At 49.9% G+C, this 25,748-nt stretch carries 22 protein-coding genes; 15 read left to right on the top strand and 7 right to left on the bottom strand.

Translation table 11 applies throughout. From position 1 onward, the window contains the following. Positions 1 to 22: 22 nt before the first annotated feature. From ACW9SV_RS21205 to ACW9SV_RS21175, 7 genes are all read left to right on the top strand, one after another. The gene (locus ACW9SV_RS21205) at positions 23 to 1,414 is read left to right on the top strand and encodes a serine hydrolase domain-containing protein (protein WP_479558782.1); all 1,392 of its coding nucleotides are present in this window, start codon (positions 23 to 25) and stop codon (positions 1,412 to 1,414) included. Positions 1,415 to 1,767: 353 nt separating this feature from the next. Beyond that, positions 1,768 to 3,768: a metallophosphoesterase gene (locus tag ACW9SV_RS21200; protein ID WP_479558781.1), complete on the top strand. Its 2,001-nt coding sequence runs from the start codon at positions 1,768 to 1,770 to the stop codon at positions 3,766 to 3,768. Positions 3,769 to 4,081: 313 nt separating this feature from the next. Then, positions 4,082 to 4,411 (top strand): hypothetical protein, encoded by a 330-nt coding sequence (locus tag ACW9SV_RS21195; protein WP_479558780.1) that lies wholly within the window; start codon positions 4,082 to 4,084, stop codon positions 4,409 to 4,411. 98 nt (positions 4,412 to 4,509) lie between these two features. Further along, the gene (locus ACW9SV_RS21190) at positions 4,510 to 4,893 is read left to right on the top strand and encodes a VOC family protein (RefSeq protein WP_479558779.1); all 384 of its coding nucleotides are present in this window, start codon (positions 4,510 to 4,512) and stop codon (positions 4,891 to 4,893) included. Between the two features lie 81 nt (positions 4,894 to 4,974). Continuing rightward, the gene (locus ACW9SV_RS21185) at positions 4,975 to 5,559 is read left to right on the top strand and encodes a nucleotidyltransferase domain-containing protein (protein WP_479558778.1); all 585 of its coding nucleotides are present in this window, start codon (positions 4,975 to 4,977) and stop codon (positions 5,557 to 5,559) included. 267 nt (positions 5,560 to 5,826) lie between these two features. Continuing rightward, on the top strand, positions 5,827 to 6,933 hold the full coding sequence (locus tag ACW9SV_RS21180) for a DNA alkylation repair protein (RefSeq protein ID WP_479558777.1): 1,107 nt from the start codon (positions 5,827 to 5,829) through the stop codon (positions 6,931 to 6,933). 4 nt (positions 6,934 to 6,937) lie between these two features. Continuing rightward, positions 6,938 to 7,648 (top strand): response regulator transcription factor, encoded by a 711-nt coding sequence (locus tag ACW9SV_RS21175; RefSeq protein WP_479558776.1) that lies wholly within the window; start codon positions 6,938 to 6,940, stop codon positions 7,646 to 7,648. 60 nt (positions 7,649 to 7,708) lie between these two features. Here the strand turns inward: ACW9SV_RS21175 and ACW9SV_RS21170 are convergent, their stop codons facing one another. Both ACW9SV_RS21170 and ACW9SV_RS21165 read right to left on the bottom strand, forming a co-directional pair. Further along, positions 7,709 to 10,375: a SusC/RagA family TonB-linked outer membrane protein gene (locus tag ACW9SV_RS21170; RefSeq protein WP_479558775.1), complete on the bottom strand. Its 2,667-nt coding sequence runs from the start codon at positions 10,373 to 10,375 to the stop codon at positions 7,709 to 7,711. 117 nt (positions 10,376 to 10,492) lie between these two features. Further along, complete coding sequence (locus ACW9SV_RS21165) at positions 10,493 to 11,461, bottom strand: LEA/WHy family protein (RefSeq protein WP_479558774.1); 969 nt, start codon at positions 11,459 to 11,461, stop codon at positions 10,493 to 10,495. A 357-nt stretch (positions 11,462 to 11,818) separates the two neighbouring features. Between ACW9SV_RS21165 and ACW9SV_RS21160 the strand changes: the two genes are divergently transcribed. Further along, positions 11,819 to 12,298 carry a transporter substrate-binding domain-containing protein gene (locus ACW9SV_RS21160; protein ID WP_479558773.1) on the top strand — a complete coding sequence of 160 codons (480 nt, stop codon included), beginning with the start codon at positions 11,819 to 11,821 and terminating at the stop codon, positions 12,296 to 12,298. After that, positions 12,295 to 13,269 carry a cation diffusion facilitator family transporter gene (locus tag ACW9SV_RS21155; protein WP_479558772.1) on the top strand — a complete coding sequence of 325 codons (975 nt, stop codon included), beginning with the start codon at positions 12,295 to 12,297 and terminating at the stop codon, positions 13,267 to 13,269. Before ACW9SV_RS21160 ends, ACW9SV_RS21155 begins: the two co-directional genes overlap by 4 nt. An 84-nt stretch (positions 13,270 to 13,353) precedes the next feature. On the opposite strand, the gene ACW9SV_RS21150 is transcribed toward ACW9SV_RS21155, so the two are convergent. Beyond that, positions 13,354 to 13,659, bottom strand: a complete 306-nt coding sequence (locus ACW9SV_RS21150; RefSeq protein ID WP_479558771.1) for a hypothetical protein — start codon at positions 13,657 to 13,659, stop codon at positions 13,354 to 13,356. Positions 13,660 to 13,982: 323 nt separating this feature from the next. On the opposite strand from ACW9SV_RS21150, the gene ACW9SV_RS21145 reads away from it, so the two are divergent. The 4 genes from ACW9SV_RS21145 (at position 13,983) to ACW9SV_RS21130 (ending at position 18,336) form a co-directional block, all read left to right on the top strand. After that, positions 13,983 to 16,514 (top strand): PAS domain-containing protein, encoded by a 2,532-nt coding sequence (locus ACW9SV_RS21145; RefSeq protein ID WP_479558770.1) that lies wholly within the window; start codon positions 13,983 to 13,985, stop codon positions 16,512 to 16,514. Positions 16,515 to 16,686: 172 nt separating this feature from the next. Then, on the top strand, positions 16,687 to 17,493 hold the full coding sequence (locus tag ACW9SV_RS21140) for an HAD family hydrolase (protein WP_479558769.1): 807 nt from the start codon (positions 16,687 to 16,689) through the stop codon (positions 17,491 to 17,493). 107 nt (positions 17,494 to 17,600) lie between these two features. Next, a complete protein-coding gene (locus ACW9SV_RS21135) occupies positions 17,601 to 18,077 on the top strand; it encodes a DoxX family membrane protein (protein ID WP_479558768.1) in 477 nt (158 codons plus the stop codon). A gap of 7 nt (positions 18,078 to 18,084) precedes the next feature. Then, complete coding sequence (locus ACW9SV_RS21130) at positions 18,085 to 18,336, top strand: hypothetical protein (RefSeq protein ID WP_479558767.1); 252 nt, start codon at positions 18,085 to 18,087, stop codon at positions 18,334 to 18,336. 131 nt (positions 18,337 to 18,467) lie between these two features. Here ACW9SV_RS21130 and ACW9SV_RS21125 read toward each other — a convergent pair whose 3' ends face one another. Beyond that, on the bottom strand, positions 18,468 to 18,878 hold the full coding sequence (locus tag ACW9SV_RS21125; protein ID WP_479558766.1) for a DoxX family protein: 411 nt from the start codon (positions 18,876 to 18,878) through the stop codon (positions 18,468 to 18,470). 564 nt (positions 18,879 to 19,442) lie between these two features. Between ACW9SV_RS21125 and ACW9SV_RS21120 the strand changes: the two genes are divergently transcribed. After that, entirely contained in the window at positions 19,443 to 19,988 is a 546-nt protein-coding gene (locus ACW9SV_RS21120) for a gluconate 2-dehydrogenase subunit 3 family protein (RefSeq protein WP_479558765.1), read from the top strand. Beyond that, positions 19,981 to 21,696: a GMC oxidoreductase gene (locus ACW9SV_RS21115; RefSeq protein ID WP_479558764.1), complete on the top strand. Its 1,716-nt coding sequence runs from the start codon at positions 19,981 to 19,983 to the stop codon at positions 21,694 to 21,696. Before ACW9SV_RS21120 ends, ACW9SV_RS21115 begins: the two co-directional genes overlap by 8 nt. 198 nt (positions 21,697 to 21,894) lie before the next feature. Here ACW9SV_RS21115 and ACW9SV_RS21110 read toward each other — a convergent pair whose 3' ends face one another. From ACW9SV_RS21110 to tyrS, 3 genes are all read right to left on the bottom strand, one after another. Next, complete coding sequence (locus tag ACW9SV_RS21110) at positions 21,895 to 22,767, bottom strand: hypothetical protein (RefSeq protein ID WP_479558763.1); 873 nt, start codon at positions 22,765 to 22,767, stop codon at positions 21,895 to 21,897. A gap of 376 nt (positions 22,768 to 23,143) precedes the next feature. After that, positions 23,144 to 24,244 carry a signal peptidase I gene (lepB, locus tag ACW9SV_RS21105; protein WP_479558762.1) on the bottom strand — a complete coding sequence of 367 codons (1,101 nt, stop codon included), beginning with the start codon at positions 24,242 to 24,244 and terminating at the stop codon, positions 23,144 to 23,146. Positions 24,245 to 24,468: 224 nt separating this feature from the next. Next, positions 24,469 to 25,692, bottom strand: coding sequence for a tyrosine--tRNA ligase (gene tyrS, locus ACW9SV_RS21100; RefSeq protein ID WP_479558761.1), 1,224 nt, complete (start codon positions 25,690 to 25,692; stop codon positions 24,469 to 24,471). Positions 25,693 to 25,748 lie beyond the last annotated feature (56 nt).

The following is a 25,748-nucleotide window of genomic DNA, read 5'->3' as shown; positions in this document are numbered from 1 at the left end:
TTGCTAATTTAAATAAACCAAGATGAGAAGATTGATCAAGCTTAAGTTTAGGGCCTTTGTCGCCTTGATGTTCTTTTCTTTCAGCGCTTTTGCCCAAAGCAAAATGGAGGTGGGTAATGATGCATCAGGTTTAGCCGATAAATTAGATGCCTACTTGGTTTCTGCAAGAGATGCATACAAGTTTAATGGTTCTGCATTAGTGTCTAAGGGTGGGAAAATTATCTTTCACAAGGCATATGGTTGGAAGGATGCCGTATCTAAATCCACCAATGACACCGCCACTCATTTTCCTATTCTCTCTATCACCAAATCCTTCACAGCTGTTGTGCTTCTGAGACTGGTGGAACAGGGTAAGCTTTCCTTACAAGATAACTTAACCAAATTCCTGCCGGATTATCCCCAAGGAGGCAAAATCAAGGTGGAGCACTTGCTTACCCATTCCTCTGGGATATACAACTACACCAACGATATTGATGAGGCGGATTCCGCCGTAGTGAACCATCCGGTAAGCAGGCAAAAGGTTCTAGATATCTTCTACAGCAAGCCATTGGAATTCAAACCGGGCAAGGGCTTTAGCTACAATAACTCTGCCTACTATCTAGCCGGGTTGGTAATAGAGAAAGCAACAGACAAAAGCTTTGAGCAGAATGTTAGGGAGCTGATCTTTGAACCTCTGGGCATGAGCAACTCAGGTTTTGACTTCCAGGCTTTGCCAGCAGATGGCAAAGCTACCGGCTACCAGTTCCTTAGTGAAAAGGAACAGAAACCATATGCCTTCCTACACCCTACGGTGAGTTTTTCGGCCGCTTCTATCTATAGCACCACAGGGGATCTTTTTAAATGGACTGAGGCCATAGCCAAAGGTAAACTACTCTCACCCAGTACTTGGAAAGAAGCCTTCACACCCAAAAACAATGGATATGGCTATGGCTTTCAAATGGGTAATTTCGGGAATAGAAACTTCATTAAGAGTGCTGGCGGTTACCCAGGCTATGTTTCGGAAATTGTCCACTACCCAGAAGAGGAGGTAACCATCATTCTGTTGAAGAATGCAGGAAACTATGGTCAAAGCCTCTGGCCCATCACTATGGGATTGTCCAACATCGTGTTCCAATCGCCTTACGACTTATGGCTCCCCCGGAAAGATATAAAACTATCGGAAGAGGTCCTGCGCAGAAACGAGGGATCCTACGGCACCAATAAGTTTCGTTTCGACTTTACGGTTCAAAATGGGCAGCTGCAAACCACAATTGGCGGAATAGGGAGTTTAAGGTTACTGGCAGAAAGTGAGGACACCTTTCTCCTGGATGATTTCAATACCCAATTCCGGTTTGTTAGGGCAAGCGATGGGAAAGTGGAGAAGTTGGTAATCCATGAGCATGGAAAAGACTTTGAGCTAAAAAAAGTAAAGTAAGAAACACATAGCCAAACCGTTAGGGGTGCTAATAATAAATTTAAAAAACTTTATTACCTTTCCCTGACTTTTTGTATCCCTCTATTGGGCTGTATCTCTTTAAGATTAATTGAAAGCAAAGCACTTTAAAGGCCGGTACAATAAGATGGCTGTGGTATTTACACCCTGGTTTATCTAAGTACTGGCCTAATCGTTCTAAAACTTCACCCCTATACCCCAAAGCTCCCCGTTTTTCTCAGCTTAGGTAACCTCTGACCTCAGAATAGCCTCTTACCACCTTGAGAAAAGATCACCTGCCGCCCTGTGCCTGGCAAAAGGCTTTTATCATTTGTATAAACCTTTAACCTGTTCTCATGATTACATCCACAACTTTTTACGGTTTGTTGGTATTCAGTCTGAAGGTAATGACCTTCATGGGGGTTACTTCTTCAGACGCAAACTTGAAAAACCGGAAATCTATTTCAAACAAAGGCACTTACAGAGGTGCCATTTTTTTTGTCCGGCATGGCAGCCATCCAGGAGCTGACAAATTAGGGTATAAGCCAATTGAGGCAGACCCGGCAGGCCTTTTAGAACCAGAACTAGACCGGGAACAGGATGTAATAGTAAGTTCAGTAGCGGCTTCTTTAACGCGAGGTCCCTACTTGCAAATGGGCAACAAAACAGCCGTCACCCTGCGCTGGAGAACAGACATACCCACCAATTCTGTCTTACAGGTGGGCACTACCTATGGCGTGTATACCCATTCTGCTACAGATCCGGTCCTCACCACCAAGCACGAGGTCCGGATCAAGGGTTTGACCGCAGACTCAAAGTATTACTACAGATTTGGCAGCTCTACGCAGGTGCTGCAGAGTGGCAAAAGTAACTATTTCAAAACCGCTCCCGGAGACAATACCATCCGGAAAATAAGGATTGCCGTGCTGGGCGATTGCGGGGAAAATGAAAACGGGAACCGATCCGGCTCTCTAAGTTCCTATCTTAATTACACCAAGACAAACCCGGCCGAGCTTTTGCTCCTTTTGGGTGACAACGCTTACCCCGGTGGCAGTGACGGAGATTATAGAAGGGAGTTTTTCGCTCCTTTTGGTGAAAACATCCTTAAAAACCACATCCTGTTTCCGGCCATAGGCAACCACGAATACCAATCTATTGGCTCACTGACTGGCCGGGAAAGAGGCGGCTATTATACCAACTTCTCTATGCCCACCGCGGGGGAGTGCGGCGGGGTGGCCTCAGGTACGAAGGCCTTTTACTCTTTTGATTGGGGCAATGCACACTTTATCAGCCTGGACTCTTACGGGAGAGAAGCCGCTGATAATACCAAACTCTATGACACGCTGGGGGTACAGGTGCAGTGGTTGAAGAAAGATTTGCAGGCTAATCGCAAAAAGTGGGTCATTGTGTACTGGCACCATCCGCCCTTTTCAAAGGGTAGCCACAACTCAGACGTTGATGAAGAGCTGAGAAGACTGAGGGGCAACTTCATTCGCATTCTGGAACGCTATGGGGTGGACCTGGTGCTCACCGGCCACAGCCATAATTACGAGCGCTCCTATTTGCTGAACAACTATTACGGATCTGAGGCCAGTTTCAACCTGCTTACCCACGCCAAGAGCAGCTCCAGCGCCAAGTATGACGGCAGCCTCAATTCTTGCCCCTACATCACCCCATCTGGGAAGCGAAACCGGGGAACGGTGTATGTGGTGGCTGGATCCTCGGGCGCATCTGGCGACGTACAATCTGGTTATCCGCACAACGCCTTGCCTTTTGCGGTAAATGACGGCGGCATGTTCTACCTGGAGATTGAAGCCAACCGGCTGGACGGAAAGATGCTACGTAAGGATGGCACCGTCTTTGACAAATTCACCATCATGCATGATGTGAACAAGACCCTGACCAGGAATATTTCGCCAGGTACCGCCACCAAGCTCACTGCCTCCTGGATAGGCACCTACAAATGGTCTACCGGCGCCACTACCCGCAGCATTACCGTAAATCCCCAGGTTGCGACCACTTACAAAGTAACCGATGGCAAGAAATGCCTTACGGATGTTTTCAAAGTAAACACCGGGCTGATTGCCGGCATCACCAGTGCTGCCGAAAGCATCCAAAGCCCCTTGCTGGAAGTGTACCCCAGCCCTGCCAAACGCGGCGCCGTCATCACGGTTAAGTCAAATAGCCCTGAAACCATTGAGGCGTATGTTTCAGATATCGGCGGGCATATCCTTTCTACGTTCCAGTTCACCGGCACCGGCGAAATAAACACCAAGAACCTACCCAGTGGCGTGTATATCCTTAGCTTATCTGAGGAGGGGCAGCCAAAGAAATATAAGTTTGTGGTGGTAGATTGAGCTGAGTTTGCAGCATAGTGAAAACCATTTCAGCACCGGTGTAAAAAGCTAATGCGTTTTACCAGTCTTTATAGAAAACGAGCCCAGAAACACTTGTTTCTGGGCTCGTTTTGCTTTCCTGCCAGGGATTGTCTCTATCAATGAGTACCTGCTTTATAACATGGCAGCTATCCAGTATATTCGGCAGTATTGGCCTACTGGTCTGAATGTAGAATGGACAAGTGTAATGGTTTGGTTTATCAAATAGTTAGCCTCAATTAATAAAAATAAATAGGAATTGAGATTCAATTTTGTAAAAATAGGTTTCGCGCTTGTGGTACTGATTTCAGGAATTGCCTGCGAACGACAAGAAAAATTCGACACGGAAAAGTGGTTGGTAAAAGTAGATATGGATTACCCGCACCGCGACTTGATGATTAGTGACCTTGTAAACAACCGACAAATAAAAGGATTAAAATACCAAGAGTTGGTTAATTTGCTTGGAGAGCCTGAGCGAAACTGGCAAGCGGACTCTAACAAATATTACTACCAAATAGTGGAAGATTATGGAATGGACATCGACCCAGTCTATACAAAGAACCTAATGATTCAAATGCAGGATTCGGTAGTAATTGAATTCAAAGTGCAAGAGTGGAAAAAATAACAGAGGCTAACTACACCTAAACGTCAGCTTTCTGCCGACGGCCTCACCGTCGTTTACACAAGTACGTTACCTGCCATCTAAATAAGAAGCTTAAATAAATGAATTTCCTTTCAAAAGCTATTCGCCCGTTCATTGGAGCAAAAAACTACCAAGAATCAAGAGAATTTTATAAAGCACTTGAATTTGAGGAAATTGAACTTGGAGACAAGATGTGCCTCTTTAGGGTTAACGAGAATTTGGGATTTTATCTACAAGACTACTATGTTGAGAATTGGATTAATAACTCAATGGTGTTTTTGGAAGTGGATGACATTAAAGAATGCGCAGAAGAATTGTTGAAAAGAGGGTTGCAAGTAAAATACAAAGGGGTAAGATTCACAGATATAAAGCAGTTTGATTGGGGAAGAGAGTTGTTCATGCATGACCCATCGGGAGTATTATGGCACTTTTGTGAGCTCAATAAATTAAAGGACAGCAGGTAACATCGTGTAAACGGCAGCTCTGGTCGACGACATATGCCGCCGCTTACACAAGCCCGTTATGAATAATTAGAAATTAATACCTTGAAATTCAAAGAGCCAAAAAGAGTAAAGGAACTTTTAAATAACTATACCGGAATTTGGGGAGTTGCTGGTGGATGGGCAATTGATTTATTTCTGAATAAGGAAACAAGAAAACACCAGGATATTGAAATTGCTATCCTGCGGCAGGAGCAGCTCCTATTTAAGAATTATCTACCCGGATGGAGTTTCAGCTACTTCGATCACATGGGACAATCCATCAACTGGGACAAGGACAAGTACTTAGAACTTCCCGTGCATGAGATCTATGCCACAGATGGTATTGGATACCAAGTTGAAATTCTTCTAAATGAAGCAGTAGATGGACATTGGAGATACAGAAGGAACCTTAACATCGTTTACCCGATGGAGACTTCCATCATTAAGTCCAAGTGCGGAATCCCTATTCTAGCCCCCGAGATTGTTCTGCTTTATAAATCCAAGGATAACAGGCAAAAGGATTCAGATGATTTGCGGAGTGTATTACCGAAATTAGATGGAGAGTCTCGAGCTTGGCTGGCAAATTCAATTGAATACGCTCATAGGAATATAGAATGGGTTAAAGAAATAAAGAATTACTATCCATAGCCAAGCACCTAAGTTATGCTTCGGCTGCGCCTCGCTCCCCTTAGGTACAAGCCGTTAGGTATTTGCTGAGCAGTGGTTTAAACGTATAAAAGGTTTCATAACTTATCTATATGGCTGTAGCCTGCCAAGGAGTATAAGCAAACCAACGTCTACCCACGCGTAACTACCAGCAGCTGCTAACTACTGTGAGATCTCAGAAAGAGAGGAAATAGCGTTTCTCAGGGCTTTTCCAGAAATTGGGGCCTAAACCTGCCAACCTTTCACTTTATGAGTACGCTGCTGAAAGATGTTTATTCTCCCCAGTTTTATGACGGTTTTGCCCAGGTATTGCAACAGGTGCTGCCCGCCTTTGAGAAGGAGAAGTTTATTAAAGGCATTTTCACCGAAGACTGGGAAAACAAAGAATTAAAGGAACGCATGCGGCACACCGCCCGGGTGCTGCACCAGTTTATGCCGGAGCGGTACCCTGAGGCCGTAGCGTTGATCCAGCAAATCATTCAGGAGCTGCAAGCCCAAGAGTTTCCGGTGCGGCACGTAGAGTTCATGTTCTTTCCAGATTACCTGGAACTATACGGATTAGAAGACCTGGAGACCTCGGTGAAAGCCCTGGAGCAGGTCACCCAGTTCATCAGCTGTGAGTTTGCCGTGCGCCCTTTTCTTTTGAAGTACCCAGAGCAGATGATGCAACAGATGCTGGCCTGGTCGGGGCACGTCCACCCCGCGGTAAGGCGCCTCGCGAGTGAGGGAAGCAGACCCCGGCTGCCCTGGGCCATGGCATTGCCTCTTCTTAAACGCGATCCGGCACCCATCCTGCCCATCCTGGAGAACCTGAAAGCCGATCCTTCTGAGTATGTGCGGCGCAGCGTGGCCAACAACCTAAATGATATCTCCAAGGACAATCCAGATCTGGTGCTGGAGGTGCTGGCAAAGTGGAAAGGCCAAGGACCGCAAACCGACTGGATTGTGAAGCACGGATGCCGTACCTTACTGAAACAAGGCCACCCCGAGGCGCTGCGGTATTTCGGGTTTGAACCTGCGGCACACCTGCACGTACGGGACTTCAATGTGCGGACGCCGGAGGTAGCCTTGGGGAAAGAGCTGCTGTTTTCGTTTGCCTTGCAGAACACCGCAGAAGCTCCGCAGAAAGTACGCCTGGAGTACGGGGTGTATTACCAGAAAGCGAACAAATCATTGGCCCGGAAAGTGTTCAAAATAAGTGAGCGGGTGTACGCTCCGGGGGAGGAAATTACCATCGCCCGGCGGCAGAGCTTCAAGCCTATCACCACCCGCCGATACCACTTGGGCGCCCACCGCGTGTCGTTGATCGTGAACGGCCAGGAAAAAGAGATCGCTGACTTTATTGTGGTATCTTAGCAGTATGGCGCACATCCTGATTGTTGAAGATGACCCTAATTTGGGGTTCCTGCTGCAAGACAGCCTGGAGACCGCGGGCTACCACGTCACCCTTTGCCCGGACGGGGAGGCCGGTCTGTCGGCGTTAGCCCAAGCGTCTTTTGACTTGTGCGTGCTGGATGTGATGCTGCCCAAGGTAGATGGTTTTGCCGTGGCCCAGGAAATACGGAAGCGAGAGCTATCTGTGCCTTTTATGTTCCTGACCGCCAAAGCCCTTAAAGCCGACCGCTTGCAAGGCTTTGAACTGGGTTGCGATGACTACCTCACCAAACCCTTCGGTTTGGAGGAATTGGTGTACCGCGTGAAAGCCATTCTGCGACGAACTTCCCGTAATACAGAAATAGTGCAGACCTCTGAAACCGTGGGAAAAGTTAATGACACGCTTTTTTTCGGCACGTCTTCCCTGGAGTTTAAGAACCTGCTGCTGCACGTAGGCGGCCACACCCACACCCTCACGGATAGGGAAGCAGAACTCCTCCGACTTTTTGTGCAGCACCCACACCAACTCTTGCGCCGCGAGGAGATTCTGCAGCGGCTCTGGCAGGACGACGGGTACTTTGTGGGCCGTAGCCTGGATGTGTTCATTTCGCGCCTGCGCAAATACCTTCAACCAGACTCATCCGTGAAGATCACCACGGTGCACGGCCGGGGCTACAAACTGGAGGTGGCCGAGTGATCTGCGTTTAGGGCCTGTTATTCAGAAAACCAGCCTTAAACGGGACGACCAAAACCTTTTTTAGAAACCCATTTCAAGGGTGAGGGCAAACGTGCGGGCTCTGGGATATTGCACTGACCCGTTTCCGTAAGCCACTTCAGGATCTTGGCCGGTGTAGCCCGTGAAGACAAAGGCGTTTTGCACCGTGGCCGTTAGGTTGAGTCGGGTCTTGTTTTGGAGGACTTTTCCGAAATCGTATCCTAAGCTGATGTACTCCACCCGGAGAAACGAGGCATTTTGCACGTAGTAGTCAGAGTAGTATTGCACCGAAGTGAAGTTGCTTTCCAGCACGTCTGCCGAGAGGTTCTGGAGTTGGGCCGGGGACCTGAAGCCGTTGTAAAACCCGGTTTCTGCCGCATCGCGGAGGTAGGCGTACCCACCAAGTTGCGCTCTGGCCATCCATGCCAGGCTCCACCCTTTGATGGTGGTTTGTGAGGTGAACCCCAGCAGGCTTTTAGGTCGGGAGCTGTGGTAAATTCTCTGGTCCTCGGGGCCAAATGAGCCGTTTCTGTCCACGTCCTCGTACTGCCCCTCCAGAGGAGTTTCGCCCTGGTACTTCTGGACATACACCGCATACGCATCCACCTCATTCCCCGGTACATTGACGTAGCGAGGGAGGCTGTTGAAACCCACCTGGAAGCTTCTGGCTCCGCTAGCACCTTGAGGAATAGAAATCAGTTCATTGGTGGAATAAGAGGCATTCAGGGCCAAAACCCAACGGGCCTTGTCTGAGTCCAGCGCCAGGTACCGGAGATTGACTTCGGCGCCTTGGGTTTGGACTTCGCCACCGTTGGCAATGACATAGGAGAGACCGGTGTTATTTGGTAAGATTCTGTAGCTTAAAAGGTCATCGGTGCTCTTCCTGAAGAAATCAAGGCTGGCCTGGAAGCGGGTACCCCAAAAGCCAACATCTGCCCCCAGGTTAAAGGAAGTGGTTTTCTCCCAGGTGAGGCCGGGGTTGGCAATAGAACTGGTGTTAAGGCCGGTACGGGAAGGGTTGAAGCCGAGGAGCAGGGGCGTGTTCCCCTGAACCCCGTAACTGGCCCTCACCTTCAGGAGAGAGAGCAGGTCTCGGTTTTCCAGAAATCCTTCTTCAGATAAAAGCCAGCTGATGCCTACTGCTTTTGAGGTGAAATCGCGGTTCTCCTCCGCAAATAGGGGACTCTGGTCTCTTCTGGCCGAGGCGGTCAGGAAATACCGTCCTTTGAACCCGTACTGCAAACTCCCGAAGAAAGCTTTTTGGGTGTTGGTCGTCTTGAAGCCGTAACCCGACATAAAGGAGCCCTCTGGTACAGAAACTAAGTTCTGGTAGACGTCATTCTTTATTTTCTGGGAGGAATATCCCGCCGTGAGATCTACCTGGCTGTTGAGTTTTTCCAGGCTCTCGGCGTAGGTGAGGTAATACTCGGTTAAAGTGTTTTTACGGGTTTGGCCGTAATGGAGCATATTGGTGCTATAGCCTGGCAGAGGCGCGAAAAAGTTGTCATCATCATACCCGGTAACCCCGTGGTCGTCATACCCCAGGTTGAAGTGAGCCGTAAGAGCCGGTAGGAAGTGAAAGCGGTAGGACAGGTGCGCGTTTCCAAATTTCCGTTCGGAGTCCAGCCTGGAGGGAGACCGTTCTAAAAACCCCAAAGGATTAAGCGGGGCAAATGCCTCGGGTCTGCCTTGTCCATCTAGCCACTCAAAGTAACTTCCGTCTGAGGCGTACACCGGTTGGGTGGGGTTGTAGTGCACTGCCGTTCTGATCAGATACTGGTTGGGCGACTGGGTTTCTCCCTTGACACCTTTCAAGCTGATATCCAACTTTAGGTGGTCATGGAAAAAAGAGGGGTTCAAGGTAAGGGAAGCGGACTTCCGCTTGAAATGGGTGTTGGTCAGGATGCCGTTCTGGTGCAGGTACCCCAAGGCCACCCGGTAGGGCAGAACCCCCACGGTCCCGCCCAAGCTCAGGTGCTGGTCATGGCTGACGGCGTTTTCGTAAACCGCATCCTGCCAATCTGTGTTAGCTGAGCCGAGCCTGCTTTTGTGTTCCTGGGTGCCATATTGGTTTACTACCTGCCGGAACGCATCTGCAGACAGAACCTCTACTTTTCTGGGCAAGGTGGAAAGGGCCACCTGTGACCGAAAATCTACCTGCAGCTTTTTGTGCGTCGCGCCACGTTTGGTGGTTAAAAGCAAAACCCCGTTCGCCCCGCGGGAGCCGTAAATACCAGTGGCGGCGGCATCTTTGAGAAAGGTGACCGAAGCCAAGTCATTGGGGTTGAGGAGCGCCAGTGCAGAAAGAAGGTCTTCTTCACCCTCACTTTCCAGGATAACGCCGTCCAAAACCACCAAAGGAGCGCTTCTGCCCGCCAGGGTAGCGTTCCGGTGTTGCTGCAAAAGGGAGCCTTGCCCAGGGGCGCCATTCAACGCTGTGATCTGGACGCCTACTAACTGCCCGGTGAGAAGCTGCTCTAAAGAAACTATCAATCCCTGGTTGAATTGCCCCGCTGAGACCGTTTGGACAGCTCCCGTTACCTGCTTTCTGTCTCGGTAACCATAGCCCACCTGCGCCGAGTCTGGGGTATCCTGAAAGGGAGTTTGCCGAGCCACGGAAATCATGGGGACCCCAAGGGCAGCCAGCGTGAAGGCCGCGGCGGAGAGAACAAGACTTTTGCGGAAACGAGAAACGTAGACGTTGGGCATAGGACTTTGGGTACAGGAATTTGTACACCAAAATACACTTTTGTCCCTAATCTAAGATGCCCTGAAGCACGAAACTGTTTCAGCCTTAATTTCCCGAAATCAGGTTCAGAACAAGGGTTACCTGGTTTCTTTTCTTTCTTCTTTACGCTGCTCTTTGGCTTCTTTCTTTTCCTCTCTTTCGGCTTTCTTCTCGGCTTTGTTGGTTTCTTTGATCTTCTTCAGTTGCTGCACCACATTGACCTCGCCGGTTTTCACGGCATCCATGTGAATGGTGCCCACCACGTCGCTTTTAGGCTCCAGTACCATGTAGGTTTTCATATTGTACTTCCAGACGTGGTCACCCGTGAGGGTTTTGAACGTGGTTTTTAAGGGCTTCTTTACATCTGAAACAGCCGGAATCTGGATAGGCGTCACGCTGCGGGCCTTGATCAGGAAGTCTTTTCCGGTGCCACCCACAGAACTCATTTTCTCTGGAAAGTTGAGAGACATCCGCATGTCCCGGATGTAGAAGTCAAAATCATTGGGGTTGTCCAGGCTCATGGTCATGATCATTTCCATCTCGTCTAGCCCAAAATCGGTGATCTTCAGGTCGGTGACCTGGGCGCCGGGCAAAGCCGGGATGACCATGTCCAGGTCTTCCTTGATGTCAAATTTGCGGCGACCCAGCAACGGAATATCACTGAAGGCTTGGATGTAGGCCTGCACTTTTTCCCCTTCCTTCACCTGGCGGCGCACCAACTCGCGGGTCTTGTTGTGGTTCATGGTCATGGGGAACTTGACCGTCTGTTTGCCCTGCTGGGCATCGCGCTCAAAGCTTTTCTGCCCGTGGGCCACACTCTTGCCATACAATTTGAAATTATACACCATGCTGTCCACGAATCCAGAAAGCAGGGAAGGTTTCACATCCATGAGCACATTCATGGTGGCGGTCTCCTCGTTGATGCGGGTATCAGTAACCCTGATGTTGTCTATTTCCGGGGCAAACAGGGAGACTAGTTTCCTGGTGGGGGTAGTGGCGATAATGACCCCTGCCACCGCTATCACTAACAACAGCAGGAGTAAGGTGATCTTCAGTGCTTTTTTCATTTCGTTTCTAAGTTGCTTTCAGGCGTGCAGGCAGTGATAGAAGCCCAATGGAATAACGCTTCTGAAATCGATGGGTTTGTTACCCATTGATATTTAAGTATTTATTCAGGAAAGAAGCCGGGTTTCTTACTTATCTAGGCTGTCTGATGGCATAGTCGTAGTGCGCCTCGGAAAGATAGAAGCCAGTTCATTTTGCTTGTAATCGGTTGGCAGGAAAGACAGCGCAACCACGGCAGCAAGAACTAACCAAGAGTGCGCGCGTACTAACAACAGTTTACGCGAAAGGTTTTCAATGTAGGCCACAAAATGCCTTTCTGTTTTGTTTCTGGGCCGTTTTCTTCAAAAGACCTATAAAATATGCATAGCAGAAGCTATTGTACTTTTTACCTCATTCTCTTCTTATTCTTCACCACCGGCTGCCAGGACTTTCCTAAAGACCCTGAGAAGACGCTGGAGGAGGTCACCAATGGCACCCTTAAAGTAGGCTACTCAGAAAACCCGCCCTGGGTGGTGAAAGGCCCCGAGGGACCTACCGGGATTGAGCCCGATTTGGTAAAAGCCTTCGCGAAAAGCCTCAACGCCTCCATTCAGTGGCAAAACGACTCTGAGCAAAATCTGCTGGAAGCCTTGGAGAAAAACCACCTGCACCTGGTCCTCGCGGGCATGACCGATGACTCTCCCTGGAAAAGCAAAATCTCCTTTACCCGTCCTTTCGCCGAAGTAGAGAAAAAGAAGCATGTGTGGGCGGTGATCAAAGGGGAGAATGCGTTCACCGTGAAGCTGGAAAAATTCCTGCACGGGCAAGAAGCCACCATTGAAGCCCGTCTGCAGCCATGAAACCCATTAACCGATTTGAGTACCCAGAAGAACTGCAGCTTGTCTTCAAGAAAGCCAAGAAGCTGGAGTGGATTACCGTGGCTTACCTGATTTCCACGGCACTGGTGGTGTTTGCCACCATGGGTAACTCCCAGGCCATGAAAACCGCCTGGTTTGAAGACCTGCTCAGTTTGGTTCCTTCCATCTCGTTTCTCATTGCCTCCCGGGTGTTCCATAATAAACCGAACAAGAACTTTCCGTACGGGTACCACCGGGTGGTGGGCATCGCCTATCTGTGCAGCGCGCTGGCCTTGTTCTCGGTGGGTGGGTTCCTGATTTTTGACTCAATTTCCACCTTGATTAAACAGGAGCATCCCACTATCGGCATTAAGGTCATCTTTGGGCAGGAGGTTTGGCTGGGATACCTAATGATAGGAGCCATGTTGTACAGCACCTTCCCGGCCATGGTGCTGGGGTACCTGAAACTGCCCCTGGCCAAACAGCTGCACGAGAAAAACCTCTACACCGATGCCGACATGAACAAAGCCGACTGGATGACGGGGGCCGCCGCTATTCCCGGGATCATTGGTATTGGCATGGGCTGGTGGTGGGCCGATTCAGTAGCGGCCCTCATTATCTCTCTGGACATCATCAAAGATGGGTACACTAACCTTAAACAGGCTGTTTTTGATTTGATGAACCAGATCCCCAAAACCGTGGATGACCAGGAAACCGATCCCTTGCTTCTCCAGATTGAACAGAAACTGAAACACCAGCCCTGGGTGAAGAAGCACGCCTTCAGGATGCGCGAAGAAGGCCATATTTATCTGGGGGAAGCCTTTGTGGTCCCGGCGGAGGAAGAAAACCTGACCCAGCGGGTAGAACAATTGGCCCAGGAGGTGGAGGACCTTGACTGGCGTATCCAGGAATTCATGATTATGCCCGTGCGGGAACTGCCCGAGAATGGCAGCGAGGACGGACGGCCTTCCTAAATCAAGTCTTCGGCAGCAGTAGCCGTAAAAAAAAAAAAGCCTTTCCGGTGAGGAAAGGCTTTTTTATGGCAGAAGAGGTCCTGCTTAGTCTACTTTCTGGTCTACCTTCTGAACGCCCTTTTTAGTGGTGTTCTTTACGGCTTTGCCAGCTTTCTTGGCGCCCTTAGCGGTTGCTTTAGCCCCGCTTACAGCCAGGTTTTTGGTGCCTTTCCCTACCGACTTGGCTCCGTGTCCTACCTGGTTTACCCCGGTTTTGGCACGTTCCTTATTGGTTGTCTTTGTCTGAGTGGTATCCTGCACTGCTTTTACCGGAAGATCAGAGGCCTCTACGGTATTTATTTGAAATCCGGCAGCCAGAAACAGGGCCGCTAAAAATGTTATCTTTTTCATATCTGTAAAAGTTAGATTCTAAATTTGTTGCAGCCTTTAAAACGAATTGAAAACCGGATGGTTGCTTTGCAAAAGTCCTTTTCCTTAGATTTATACCGATTCCTGACGTGAGTGCCTGTGCTTCCCATGGCTACTTTCATGTAAAGAAGACTAATTGAGCAGGAGTAGGCTGCTTTGGCTTTTTCTTAGACTTGGGGCAAGGGATAAGGGCCAATTTTTGCTTCCTGCCTCATGAGGTTAGGATAGAAACCTGGAAGAAGCCATCTTTAAGGTGTTAGAAAGCGTATAGCGGACATCTCAGGCCTAACATCCGGAATTAAAACATGCAAAACTATTCAGCTAGTACCCTGGAGAACATCGGAAATGAAGAGAGCTTGCCGTTCAGGCAGATTTTTGAAGCGCAGCCAGGGTTACTTTTGATTCTTTCTCCTGAACTCCGGATTCAGGCGGTGACGGATGTCTACCTGCAGGAAACCCTCAAGGTCAGGGAAGAGATCATAGGTAAATACGTGTTTGACGTTTTTCCAGACAACCCTGATGTGGAGGGGACTTCGTCCACTCAAAACCTCAAAGCTTCCATTGAAAAGGTATTCGCCACGGGCAAGCCCGACAGGATGGATGTTTTCCGGTATGACCTACAGGACCCTACTCACCCAGGAAAGTTCATAGAGCGGTACTGGCACACCCGGAACACACCCGTGTTGGATGAGCGGGGCAATGTCAGCTGTATCATCCATGAAACGACCAACGTCACCGAGAGCGAAAAAGCCAGACAGCTTCTGAAAGAAAGCCAGGAACGGGAACAAGCCGCCCTGGCCCAGGCAGAGCACCAACGAAACCGGTTAGAGCGGTTGTTTGAGCAGGCTCCGGCCGCTATTGCCATGCTAGAAGGGCCTGAGTTGGTGTACAAAGTGTTCAATGATTCGTACCAGCAACTTTTCCCGGGACGGCTTTTGATGGGGTTGCCCTTGTTTAAAGCCTTACCAGAGCTGAAAGGCCAGCCCGTGGAGGCTATCATCCGGAAGGTTTATGATACCGGGGAGACCTTTGAAGGGAAAGAAGTGCTCATTCCGGTAGCCCGGTTTGAAGGACAAGCCCCTGAAGACATCTATTGGAACTTCATCTACCAGGCCCTTTATGATGCCCAGGGGCAAGTAAACGGCATTCTCATCTTCGCCCTGGATGTGACTGAGTTTGTGCAGGCAAGATTGCAGGTGGAGAAAAATGCCCAGGTGCTGCAAGCCCTTAACGTGGAGTTGGAAGCCAGAGTAGAGCGTAGAACAAAGGCCCTACAGGCAGCCCAAGCCCTGGCCGAAAAGCAGAAACAGCGCCTGGAACGGCTTTTCACCGATGCCCCTGCGGCCATCTGTATCCTGGACGGTCCCAACCTGGTGTTTGAATTAGTGAACCCCATCTACCAGAAGCTGTTCCCTGACCGGGAACTTCTGGGTAAACCTATTTTAGAGGCCCTTCCTGAGATTGAGGGCAGAACCGTGCATAGAACCTTACTAGATGCATACCAGAAAGGCATAACCCACCAGGAGCAGGAAATGCACATCCCCATTATCCGGCAACCAGATGGGGTAACAGAGGACCGGTATTTCAAATACATCCAGCAGCCCCGCTTTGATGAATACGGCCAGATAGACGGGGTGCTGGTGTTGGCCTTTGAAGTAACTGAGCAGGTGGAGGCCCGCCGGGCGGAAGAAGCCGGTGCCCGTCAATTGAAACTGATCACAGACTCTTTGCCCGTGCTCATTGGGTACCTTGACCGGGAAGAGAGATACCAGTTCACCAACAAAGCCTATGAAGACTGGTTTCCTCTCAAAGCGTCAAGTTTCCTGGGCCGGCGGGTTTCAGAGATCATTGGGGAAAAAGCCTACGAAAACGTAAAAGGGTATATTCGCCAGGCCCTCAACGGAGAGCACGTTGATTTTGAGGCCACCATGCCCTATAGAGATGGGTTTATCAAGCACATCAGAACCAGCTACGTACCCGATAAGCAGAACGGCCAGGTGGCAGGTTTCTACACCCTGGTTACGGACGTCACGGAGCAGGTAGAGGCCCGGAAAGCACTGGAGAAAAGCGAGCAGGAAGCCAAAGCCTTTGCCGAAGAGCTAGCCACGGCCAATGAAGATTTACAGGCCACAAACCAGCAGTTATTGTACACCAACTCAGATCTGGATAACTTTATCTATACCGCCTCCCATGACTTGCGGGCTCCTATCTCCAACATAGAAATGCTGATGGAGGAGTTACTGCTGGAGTTGCCTCAACCTGTTTTAAGCCAGCAGGAGGTGGAAACCATTCTGGGCATGATGAAAGGGGCCATTGACCGCTTCAAGAAAACCATCTACAACCTCACCGAGATTTCCAAATTGCAAAAAGACAACCAGAATGTAGCCCGCATGGTCAGCCTGAATGATCTGGTGAAGGAGGTGCTCCTGGACCTGGATCAGGTCATCCAAAAATCTGGGGCGCAAATTGAAAGCCAGGTCCATTTCTGCACAGAGGTCCCTTTCTCAGAGAAAAACCTGCGCAGTATTGTGTACAACCTGCTATCCAACGCGATCAAATATGCCCATCCAGACCGAAAGCCTCACATAAAAGTAGGCTGCCAACAAGAGGCGGGATACCTGTTGCTCACGGTGCAGGATAATGGCCTAGGGTTAAATGATGCCCAGCAAAAACAGTTGTTTTCCATGTTCAAGCGTTTCCATGACCACGTGGAAGGCTCGGGCATTGGCCTATACATGGTCAAACGGATGGTAGACAATGCCGGCGGCAAGATTGAGGTGGAAAGCAAGCCCGGCGAAGGCAGTACCTTTAAAATCTTCCTGAAAAATCACCTTTAGGCCATCGGGAGCCGCACTAAGCTAAGATTGAAGCTGTTTTAGGCCCTTTTTCAGGAATATAGCCTAAAAAGGAGCTTACCTGGGGTATATCCACAACCTTCTGGTAACCTAAGCGGTATTGCCTACCTTGCGGCCTTATGACTTTATCAGGCCCGCCTGAGCACGTACACCTATGGATTTTTCAAAAATAAAGCTGGTTGCCTCTGACATGGATGGCACTTTGCTAGACCCAGAACATAACCTTAACCCTGAGTTTTACCCTGTTTACCAGTCCTTGAAAGAGAAGGGCATCCTGTTTGCCGCCGCCAGTGGGCGACAGTACTACAACCTGGTGAACCTGTTTACGCCCATCAAAGACGAAATCATTTTCCTGGCCGAGAACGGCAGCTACGTGGTGTGCCAGGGAGAGGAACTGTTGGTGCAAGCCATGGACCTGGATACCACCCAAAAGCTCCTGCGGAAAGCCCGGGAACTAGAGGGTGCCTACATGGTGCTCTGCGGAAAGAAGACCGCCTACGTAGAGAATACCGCGCCCGAGTTTATGGCCCAGGTAGAACTGTACTATGATGCCGTGCAGGTAGTAGATGATTTGCTGCAGGTAGAAGATGACCAGTTCCTGAAGATTGCAATCTGTGAACTGGGCGGGGTAGAAGGAAGCAGCAACCTACATTTCCAGGAAGAGCGTCAGCACTTGCAGGTAACCGTATCGGGTAAAATCTGGTTAGATATCTGTGATAAACTGGCCAACAAAGGCCGCGCCATGGAAGTGGTGCAGCAACGGTTCAACATCACCCCAGAGGAGACCATGGTCTTTGGCGACTACCTCAACGACCTCAAAATGATTCAGAAAGCCCACTACAGCTACGCCATGGAAAATGCCCACCCCGAGATCAAGGAGGCTGCTCGGTTCCGGGCCAAAAGCAACAGCCAGAATGGTGTATTGGAAGTGCTGCAGCAAGTAGTGGCAGAGGAAAGGTAACCAGATCCTCCGGCAGAAAAGAAGGACCTCAGATAATACCGGAAAAGTCCCTGCTTTTAGGCTGTTTTTTAGAAAAACACCCCTAAACAACCCAGAACCTTCATCTCATGAAAAATGCATCTCTTGCGTACCTGTTGGCCCGGCTGCCCATTGCGCTCAGCTTTTTTGGGCATGGCCTAGTCCGGATGCCCAAATTAGACAAGTTCAGCCAGTGGATGGTAGGGCAGTTCCAGGAGTCTATGTTGCCGGTGGCGCTGGTGCAGCCTTTCAGCTATGCCTTGCCTTTTATGGAATTGCTGATTGGGTTGCTGCTGCTGGTGGGGCTGTTTACGCGTCAAGCGCTTATTGTTGGTTCCCTGGTGATGCTGGCCTTGATCTTCGGGTCCAGCATGCTGGAAGAATGGCAGAACGTGTTCCTGCAAATGCTGTACGGACTGTATTTTGCGGGGCTACTTTTGTTTGTGGAGGACTACAACCACTATTCCCTGGATGCCAAGCTCCGCAAATACAGTAGCCTTTTGGGGCTGTTTTCCAGAAAGCAACCCCAAACTCCTGAGCCGTATACCCTAGTTAAGAAAGCCTAATGTCAAGATGATGGATGAGCAATTATTACAGGCGGTAAACGAAGCCGTCTCCAAAAAGAAGTTCTTAAAGATTCAGTACCGCACAGACCTGAATGAGTTCCTGACCGTCACCGCTCTCATCAAGAAAGTGGAGGAAAAAGAAGAAGGCCTGCAAGTAGAGCTGGCCACCGGCGAGGAGATTCCTTTCCACCACCTGGTGAAAGTGGGCGATGTGGCCTCCAACCAATTCACCAGCCGCGATTTTACCTGCGACTGTTAAACAAGGAGGTTCAACCTAAAGGTCAACTACCGACTTTTACTCCTCCTATAGCAACATAAAAGGGCCCAGCTTGCGTCTTCCAAAAAAGGAGTGCAAGCTGGGCTCGTGTATTAAAACTAAAACGGCTTTTGCTACCGCGTGTAAGCCGTGCGCGTACCCATTCGTCGGCTACCATCCACGCTCCAGATGCCAGAGCCCTGTGCCGCGATGTACAGGAACACAAAACAATATAGAATTGCCAGTTCGCCCTGGTTTACGATAGGAAATGCCCCTTGCCCGGCGTGGGCCATGAAATAGGCAACTAACATCAGAAGGGCGGCCACAAGCGCTGCCCAACCCGTCAGAAAACCAATCGCGACCAGGATTCCGGTCACTAGTTCAATGATTCCGGCCACGCCCATCATAGAAGCTATCTCCACCGGAGGATTTTCTCCTGGCCAACCGAATAATTTCTGGGAACCATGCGTCGCAAACATGATTCCTGCCACAATACGCAATGTCGCATATAGGTGAGGTGCGTATCTTCCTAGTACTCTATCCATGGCCGTTCTGTTCTAAGTTTCTTTTTCTGTAAATACCCTGAAAACCAGGGTGTATACAATGATGTACGAGCCCCTCAGGGTATAGTTTTAGGGGAAAAGTTTAACAGAAATCGGAACAGAAGACCTTTCTCAGGACTGTGCCCGGAGGAAAGAGGCAGAGGGTTCTTCGCAATTTTTGCTTCCTTCTTGGTTAGAAAGGAAATGGAGGGAAGATTTATCTCGTGAGATGCCGGTTCTTCCTTCCTGAGGAGGTGAGCAGAATTTTACCTACTTCTCCTGAACGGGAAATATAAACTTTGATGAAGGCGAAAGGTGGTTAAAAACAGTTCTTTTCCTTGCGCTTGGTCTTGGTAAAAATGCCGCTTACCTGGTTTTGCCCTATTTCCTAAAATCCTCCTCGGAAGCCCTTCGCTTGTGAACGGTTGCCCATCTTTGCACTCTTTTAGCAAAAACTACTCAGAACTATGCAAATATGTGTGGGATAGCATTCTTTCAATTATATTAATGGGTTAAAAGCAGTTTGGTAAGAAAGGGTCTGTAAAAGGCCAGTTAAATTTGAATTTTATGAACAGGCGAACCGCCGTCAAAGGCTTGCTGATTTTTACGGGAGGATTGATGCTGGTGCCTTCCTGTATGGTGGAGAGCAGCAAGGCCTCCGTCAAGCTGAAGCACCTGGACGTATCGGGTGAGGAGGAGAAAATGCTGGCCGAACTGGTGGAGACCTTGATCCCGACCACGGATACCGCTGGCGGCAAAGCTTTGGGGCTGCACAAGTTTACCTTAAAGATGGTAGACGACCTGTTTAGCCCCGAGGACCAGAAAGTATTCATGAAGGGAATGGAGGCTTTCCAGAAGCAAGCTAAACAGCAGCTGGGCAAACCGTTTGTAGAGGCAACCCCGCCCCAGCGGCAGGAAATGGTAGCCGCCGTGAACGCTGGCAATGCTTCGGAGGAAGTGCTCGGCTTTTACAAGATCGTGAAAGACCAGACCATTAGGGGGTACCTCAACTCAGATCTGGTTATGACCAAATTGCGCAAGTATGAATTAGTGCCCAGCCGGTATTTGGCTTATTATCCGGTGAGGGCAGCAAAAGCAACCAAGAATGGCTAATCTAAACGTAGACAGTGTGAAGCAGCGGACCTTTGATGCCATCGTGATCGGGTCTGGGATGAGTGGCGGTTGGGCAGCCAAGGAATTTACCGGAAAAGGGCTTAAAACGCTGGTGTTGGAGCGCGGGCGCGATGTGAAGCACATCAAAGATTACCCCACCACCAACCTCATGCCTTATGAGTTTGAGCACCGCAATGAACTCACTTACGAGATAAAGGAAAAGAACCCGGTGGTGAGCAAGTGCTACGCCTTTAGAGAAGATGCCTTGCACTTCTTTGTAAAGGATGCAGAGCAGCCGTACGTGCAGGAAAAACCCTTTGACTGGATCAGGGGCCAGCAAGTAGGCGGCAAGTCCTTGCTGTGGGCCCGCCAGACCCAACGCTGGAGCGACCTGGACTTTGAAGGACCCGCCCGCGACGGCTTCGCGGTGGACTGGCCCATCCGGTACAAAGACTTGGCCCCCTGGTACAGCTACGTAGAGAAATTTGCCGGGATCTCAGGCAACAACGATGGCCTGGAGGAACTGCCCGACGGGGAGTTTTTGCCCGCTTTTCCGCTAAACAGCGTGGAAGACCATTTCAAGAAACAACTCAAAGCCCAGTACGGAAACCGCCACGTGATCAGTGCCCGGTGCGCGCACCTTTCCAAGCCCAACCAGATCCATTTTGACCAAGGCCGGGCCCAGTGCCAGAACCGGGTATTGTGTCAGCGCGGCTGCCCGTTTGGCGGGTACTTCAGCAGCAATTCCTCCACCATTCCGTGGGCAGAGCGCACCGGCCTCATGACCTTGTTGCCGCACTCGGTGGTGCGGGAAGTGATCTATGACGAGAAAGCCGGCAAAGCCACCGGGGTACGGGTGATCAACGCCCAGACCAAGGAAGAAACCGAGTATTACGCCCCGGTTATTTTCGTGAACGCCTCGGCCTTCAGCACAAACCAGATCCTGTTGAACTCCACCTCGTCTAGGTTCCCGAATGGACTGGGGAATGACAACGGGTTGTTGGGCAAGTACGTGGCGTTTCATAACTACCGGGCCCGGATCACCGCCGAGTATGAGGGATTCCAGGAGTACGCCACCGATGGGCGCAACCCGGCAGGCGGTGGGTATATCCCGCGTTTCCGGAACCTGCACAAACAGGAGACCGACTTCCTGAGAGGGTACGCCGCCGGTTTCCGGGCCGACCGTCGTCAGGTAGAGGATACCTCTGGTTTTGGGACCGATTTGAAAAGAAACCTCCTAAACCCCACTTGGGGCACCTGGAGAGTGGGCTCGCACATGATGGGCGAAACCATCCCTAAAGAAGAAAGCCGCCTAAGTTTAAGCAAAGACCAGAAAGACGCCTGGGGCATTCCGCTCCTGAATATCTCGCTGGACTATGATGCCAACGACGACAAAATGGTTGCCGATTACCATGCCCAGTTGGAGGAAATGTTTACCAAAGCCGGTTTCACCAATATTCAGAAAACCGATTCGCACCAGGCGCCGGGTCTTGATATCCATGAGATGGGTGGCGTGCGCATGGGGCATGATCCTAAGACCTCGTTGCTGAACAAGAACAACCAATTGCATGCCTGCCCTAACGTCTACGTCACCGATGGTGCCTGCATGACTTCTACATCTACCCAGAACCCTTCGCTCACCTACATGGCATTGACAGCGCGAGCTGTAGACCATGCGGTACGTGAATTGAAAATGCAGAATATCTAGATCTGCTGACAATACAAAAGCCTGTTGCCTTCTTCCAAACCCGGTTAGAAGGCAACAGGCTTTTGTATGGAAGACTAGGTAGTTTTTAGACCTTCAGGTTGAAGCTAAGCCACATTTTAGCCGCTAATTCTGAAAAATAAGCTTAAAGCGTTTAACATCAGCCTACAAACAGAGATAAGGTCAACCCCCCCAAACTATTTACTTTTTAAACAAGTTTGCTTTTTTTCCGGCAGGGGTGTACAACACTTTTAGAGACAGATTAAGGTACTTGTCGTTGGGCCCAAAGCGATTACTTACTCCCGGCCTGTTGTCCAGATAATCAGAAGAGGGCATGTTGAGGGTGGCTTCTGTGGCAAAGCTTATTCTTTCTGAAACGCGGGCCCTAAGCCCTCCAGAAACCGGAACAATCATGGTGGTGGCAGGGTATTGCGGCGCCTGCGCATCCGTTTGATTGAAACCTGGTGAGGTGACATCATAACTCAGCACGCCAATTCCTACTTTAAGGTACGGAATCAGCAAAACGCCTCCTCTAAAGGTTTTCTCGTACAAGCGCGCCAAGGTATATCTACTGGCAACCTGAATCACCACAGAGCCTGAGCCCGAAATTAGGGTGGAGCAATACGAGCAATCGTCTTCTAAGGTACTGGCTTGCTCGCCCTCCACCCTTGAATAATCAAAGTTGCCTTGTAGCCCTACATACGGTAAAAGCTGGTACATCACGCCCACGTTGGCATGAGGACCATATCCCTTGGTTTTCATCCTTTGAAGCAACCCTTCATTGCCTGCCCTGAAATCGCTGTTTATGGTGGTGATCCCTGCCCCAGCCATGAAGGTCAATTTGTACGAGTTCTTGAAGACCCTGCCCATATTGTTGGCAAGTACCTGCTTACTTGATTTCTGGGCTTGCGAGGCGAAGGGGATCGTCAGGAGGAAAAAGATCCAAACCAGCACCAGGTTAATCCTGAGGAAGGAAGACTCGGCTCTTAAGGAAGCTTTCTCAGATCTGATGTTTGATAGCGGAAGATTTGCCCGGCCCGGCACTTGGATATTGATCGCAGTCTTGACCATCATAAAGCGAATAAAGCTTTTTGTCTCACATGCGGTTCTGGGCGAATTGCCTTGCTCTCACAAGAAAGTCGACTGGACCAAAACCTCCTCCACACGTCTTGTTTGTAAACGCAGATTCTACGCCTACACTGCGAATCCATTTTGCCCCACTTCCTTGAAGAGGGGACAGGTAACTTACCGAAAGAAAGGCAAACAACGCCTTCAGCAATTGTTCTGGCCCCTTTCTCCTTTTCAGGAAGTTAAAAATAGGAAAAGGAAATTCCTATTAAACAGGAAGCTAAGTTAGCTTCTCCTTCTTGCCCTAGTGTGTGACTTTAGGTAGCGGAGAAGACTAACGCTCTACCCAGCAAATACTAGGCACCTTTAGCAGCCAATGAGGTCAGTTGATGGTACTGAACAACCTATTCCAACGAATTTTATCTGTAAAACTGGCGGTGGAGTCTGAAGACATCCAGACCAACACGGCTTTGCCCACCACGTACTCCTCGGGCACGAAGCCCCAGTACCGGGAGTCATGGGAGTTGTGGCGGTTGTCGCCCATCATAAAGTAGTAGTTCTGTTTAAACGTGTAGCGGGTCAGTTCCTCCCCGTTCTGGAAAAGCTTGCCGTCTTTCACCTCCACGTTAGGGTTTCGCTCATACGTCCGGATGATTTTCTCATACAAAGGCAACGTGCTGGAAGTGATGGAAACGGTGGTGCCGGCTTTGGGGATGTACAGCGGACCCATGTTGTCCTGGTTCCAGGCGTACTGCGAGGGAGCCTGCGGGAAGACCCTGGGATCGGCCACGCCTGGAGAGGCTTTTATGGAGATCACGTCTTTGATGAAATCAAAAGCACGGAGCTTTTGGGCCGTTTCTGGCAACGTATGCACATAATAACCGCCCTGCACGGGAATGACTTCGGTGATGCCGTGCTTTTTGAAGAACTTCTCCTGCACGTACTCATCAGTTTGCAGAAAGTACCCGAACTGCAGTTTGGCTCTGCTCTGGGCGGGCGCTCCGTTAAGGTATACTTGTCCTTCCTGAATCAGAAGCGTGTCACCAGCGACGGCAACGCAGCGTTTGATCAGGTTTGTCTTCAGGTCAATGGGCCGCTCCGCTTCCTCTGGATGGTTGAATACCACCGGGTCATTGTGCTTGATTTCTGAAAAACCCGGTAACCGATGGTACGGCAACTGCACAATGTCTGAAAAGGAGGGAAGGTTGGTACCCCAGATGGTTTGGTGCGTCAAGGGCACCTGCACCGGGGTAATGGGCGTGCGCGACCCATAATGCAGCTTGCTTACAAAAAGATAGTCGCCGGTGAGCAACGACTTCTCCATGGACGAACTGGGAATAGCAAAGGCCTCAAAGGTAAGCCACCGGATAAACGTGGCGCACACCACGGCAAACATGAGGGCGTCTCCCCACTCCCGCAGGGCAGATTTTTTTGCTTTGGGCAAGGAAGTCTTTCCTTTTCTTTCCCAGAATTTGAAGGCCATAAAAGCAGTTGTTTAAAGAACCAGTCTGTATATAGAATTAAACTATATACAGACTGGTTTATTGTATTTACCCTTTTCTATTCTGTATTCTACATAGATGGATATAGGCTAAGCCTGCTTTGACAAGGATTATTTAGGTTCTTTTAAGCTCAGAAGAAATTCATTTACCTTTTGGCCCGTTTTCATGAAAGAAGGCTATAAAGGGCACACCCACTTTTTCTTACTTAAGACAAAACCTCAAAGAAATTTCTTTTCCCTATTTTAATCTTCACCGGGAGGGAGTGTGGCAGTACCAGGCAGTTGACATCAGTGGTCTTTTCCCCGTTCACCGTGACGCTACCCCCCTCAATGAGACGCTTGAGGTTAGACTTGCTCTCTTCTGGTTTCAGTTCCTTGCACAGTTCCAGCAGCCGGAAGCCGTCCTGGTTTTTAATTTGCAGCGAAGCAAGGTGCACCTGGGTGAACTCCTTTTCCTCGAATCGCTTGTTCTGGAATTGGTTTTGAAAAAACTCTTGGGCCTGTTGAGCGGCTTCTGCAGAATGGTACTGTTGTACCACGTTCCACCCGATCTTCTTTTTAACGGTCATCGGGTTTTCGCCTTGTGCTAGTTGCAGAAGCAATTGCTGCTTTTCCTCCGGGGTGAAATCGGTGACCAGGTGCAGGTACTCGGGGAGCAGGGCATCGGGGATCGACATGATCTTCCCGAACATCTCGTTGGGGGCATCGGTAAGGCCCACGATGTTTCCTTCCGACTTGCTCATCTTCGCTGAGCCGTCAATGCCCTTGAGCAACGGCATGCAAAGCACCGCTTGTCCGATCTGGTCCTGACTTTCCTGTAACTGGCGACCCATGGAGCAGTTGAAAAGCTGATCGGTACCGCCCATCTCAATATCGGCGTAGATCATCACCGAGTCATGGCCTTGCAGCAGTGGGTACGCCAACTCGTGCAAGGAAATAGGCAGGGCATTGGTGAAACGGTTGTTGAAATCGGTGCGCTGCATGATCTGGGCCAAGGTCACTTGGGAGAGGAGCTTAATAGTTTCGGTCATGTCCATGCTGCCCAGCCACTCAGAGTTGTAGCGGATCTCGCATTTACTCACATCCAGGATTTTAGACAGCTGGTTTACGTAGGTTTGGGCGTTGGCTTTCACCTGCTCAGCGTTCAAAGGTGGGCGCGACTTGTTTTTGCCAGTTGGGTCGCCAATGCGGGCCGTAAAATCTCCGATGATGATGACGATTGTGTGCCCGAACTCCTGAAATTGCCGCAGTTTCTTCAGCACCACGGCGTGGCCCAGGTGCAGGTCGGGTGCGGTAGGGTCAAATCCCAGTTTGATGATAAGTGGGCGGTTTTCCCGCTCGGCCAGCTGGAGCTTTTCCTCCAGGGCGTGGTCGGGGAGAAAGATCTCTACGTTCTGCTTTAATACACTAAGTTGTTCTGCTGCTTTCATGCTTTTAAGGTTGATAGATTGAGGTGAAGTTTTGCATTGAAAAGCGCAGGGCAGGA

This window comes from Rufibacter sp. JT20002 (genome assembly GCF_056491185.1).
Note: the sequence above shows the minus strand (reverse complement) of the source record. Positions and strands in the feature narration are given on the sequence as shown.

What these genes read in the sequence shown, in the direction of transcription:
- ACW9SV_RS21205 (WP_479558782.1), top strand. Translation starts at nt 23, where the DNA reads ATGAGAAGATTGATCAAGCTTAAGTTTAGGGCCTTTGTCGCCTTGATG.
- ACW9SV_RS21200 (WP_479558781.1), top strand. Translation starts at nt 1,768, where the DNA reads ATGATTACATCCACAACTTTTTACGGTTTGTTGGTATTCAGTCTGAAG.
- ACW9SV_RS21190 (WP_479558779.1), top strand. Translation starts at nt 4,510, where the DNA reads ATGAATTTCCTTTCAAAAGCTATTCGCCCGTTCATTGGAGCAAAAAAC.
- ACW9SV_RS21180 (WP_479558777.1), top strand. Translation starts at nt 5,827, where the DNA reads ATGAGTACGCTGCTGAAAGATGTTTATTCTCCCCAGTTTTATGACGGT.
- ACW9SV_RS21175 (WP_479558776.1), top strand. Translation starts at nt 6,938, where the DNA reads ATGGCGCACATCCTGATTGTTGAAGATGACCCTAATTTGGGGTTCCTG.
- ACW9SV_RS21170 (WP_479558775.1), bottom strand. Translation starts at nt 10,375, where the DNA reads ATGCCCAACGTCTACGTTTCTCGTTTCCGCAAAAGTCTTGTTCTCTCC.
- ACW9SV_RS21165 (WP_479558774.1), bottom strand. Translation starts at nt 11,461, where the DNA reads ATGAAAAAAGCACTGAAGATCACCTTACTCCTGCTGTTGTTAGTGATA.
- ACW9SV_RS21160 (WP_479558773.1), top strand. Translation starts at nt 11,819, where the DNA reads ATGCATAGCAGAAGCTATTGTACTTTTTACCTCATTCTCTTCTTATTC.
- ACW9SV_RS21155 (WP_479558772.1), top strand. Translation starts at nt 12,295, where the DNA reads ATGAAACCCATTAACCGATTTGAGTACCCAGAAGAACTGCAGCTTGTC.
- ACW9SV_RS21150 (WP_479558771.1), bottom strand. Translation starts at nt 13,659, where the DNA reads ATGAAAAAGATAACATTTTTAGCGGCCCTGTTTCTGGCTGCCGGATTT.
- ACW9SV_RS21145 (WP_479558770.1), top strand. Translation starts at nt 13,983, where the DNA reads ATGCAAAACTATTCAGCTAGTACCCTGGAGAACATCGGAAATGAAGAG.
- ACW9SV_RS21140 (WP_479558769.1), top strand. Translation starts at nt 16,687, where the DNA reads ATGGATTTTTCAAAAATAAAGCTGGTTGCCTCTGACATGGATGGCACT.
- ACW9SV_RS21135 (WP_479558768.1), top strand. Translation starts at nt 17,601, where the DNA reads ATGAAAAATGCATCTCTTGCGTACCTGTTGGCCCGGCTGCCCATTGCG.
- ACW9SV_RS21130 (WP_479558767.1), top strand. Translation starts at nt 18,085, where the DNA reads ATGATGGATGAGCAATTATTACAGGCGGTAAACGAAGCCGTCTCCAAA.
- ACW9SV_RS21125 (WP_479558766.1), bottom strand. Translation starts at nt 18,878, where the DNA reads ATGGATAGAGTACTAGGAAGATACGCACCTCACCTATATGCGACATTG.
- ACW9SV_RS21120 (WP_479558765.1), top strand. Translation starts at nt 19,443, where the DNA reads ATGAACAGGCGAACCGCCGTCAAAGGCTTGCTGATTTTTACGGGAGGA.
- ACW9SV_RS21115 (WP_479558764.1), top strand. Translation starts at nt 19,981, where the DNA reads ATGGCTAATCTAAACGTAGACAGTGTGAAGCAGCGGACCTTTGATGCC.
- ACW9SV_RS21110 (WP_479558763.1), bottom strand. Translation starts at nt 22,767, where the DNA reads ATGATGGTCAAGACTGCGATCAATATCCAAGTGCCGGGCCGGGCAAAT.
- lepB (WP_479558762.1), bottom strand. Translation starts at nt 24,244, where the DNA reads ATGGCCTTCAAATTCTGGGAAAGAAAAGGAAAGACTTCCTTGCCCAAA.
- tyrS (WP_479558761.1), bottom strand. Translation starts at nt 25,692, where the DNA reads ATGAAAGCAGCAGAACAACTTAGTGTATTAAAGCAGAACGTAGAGATC.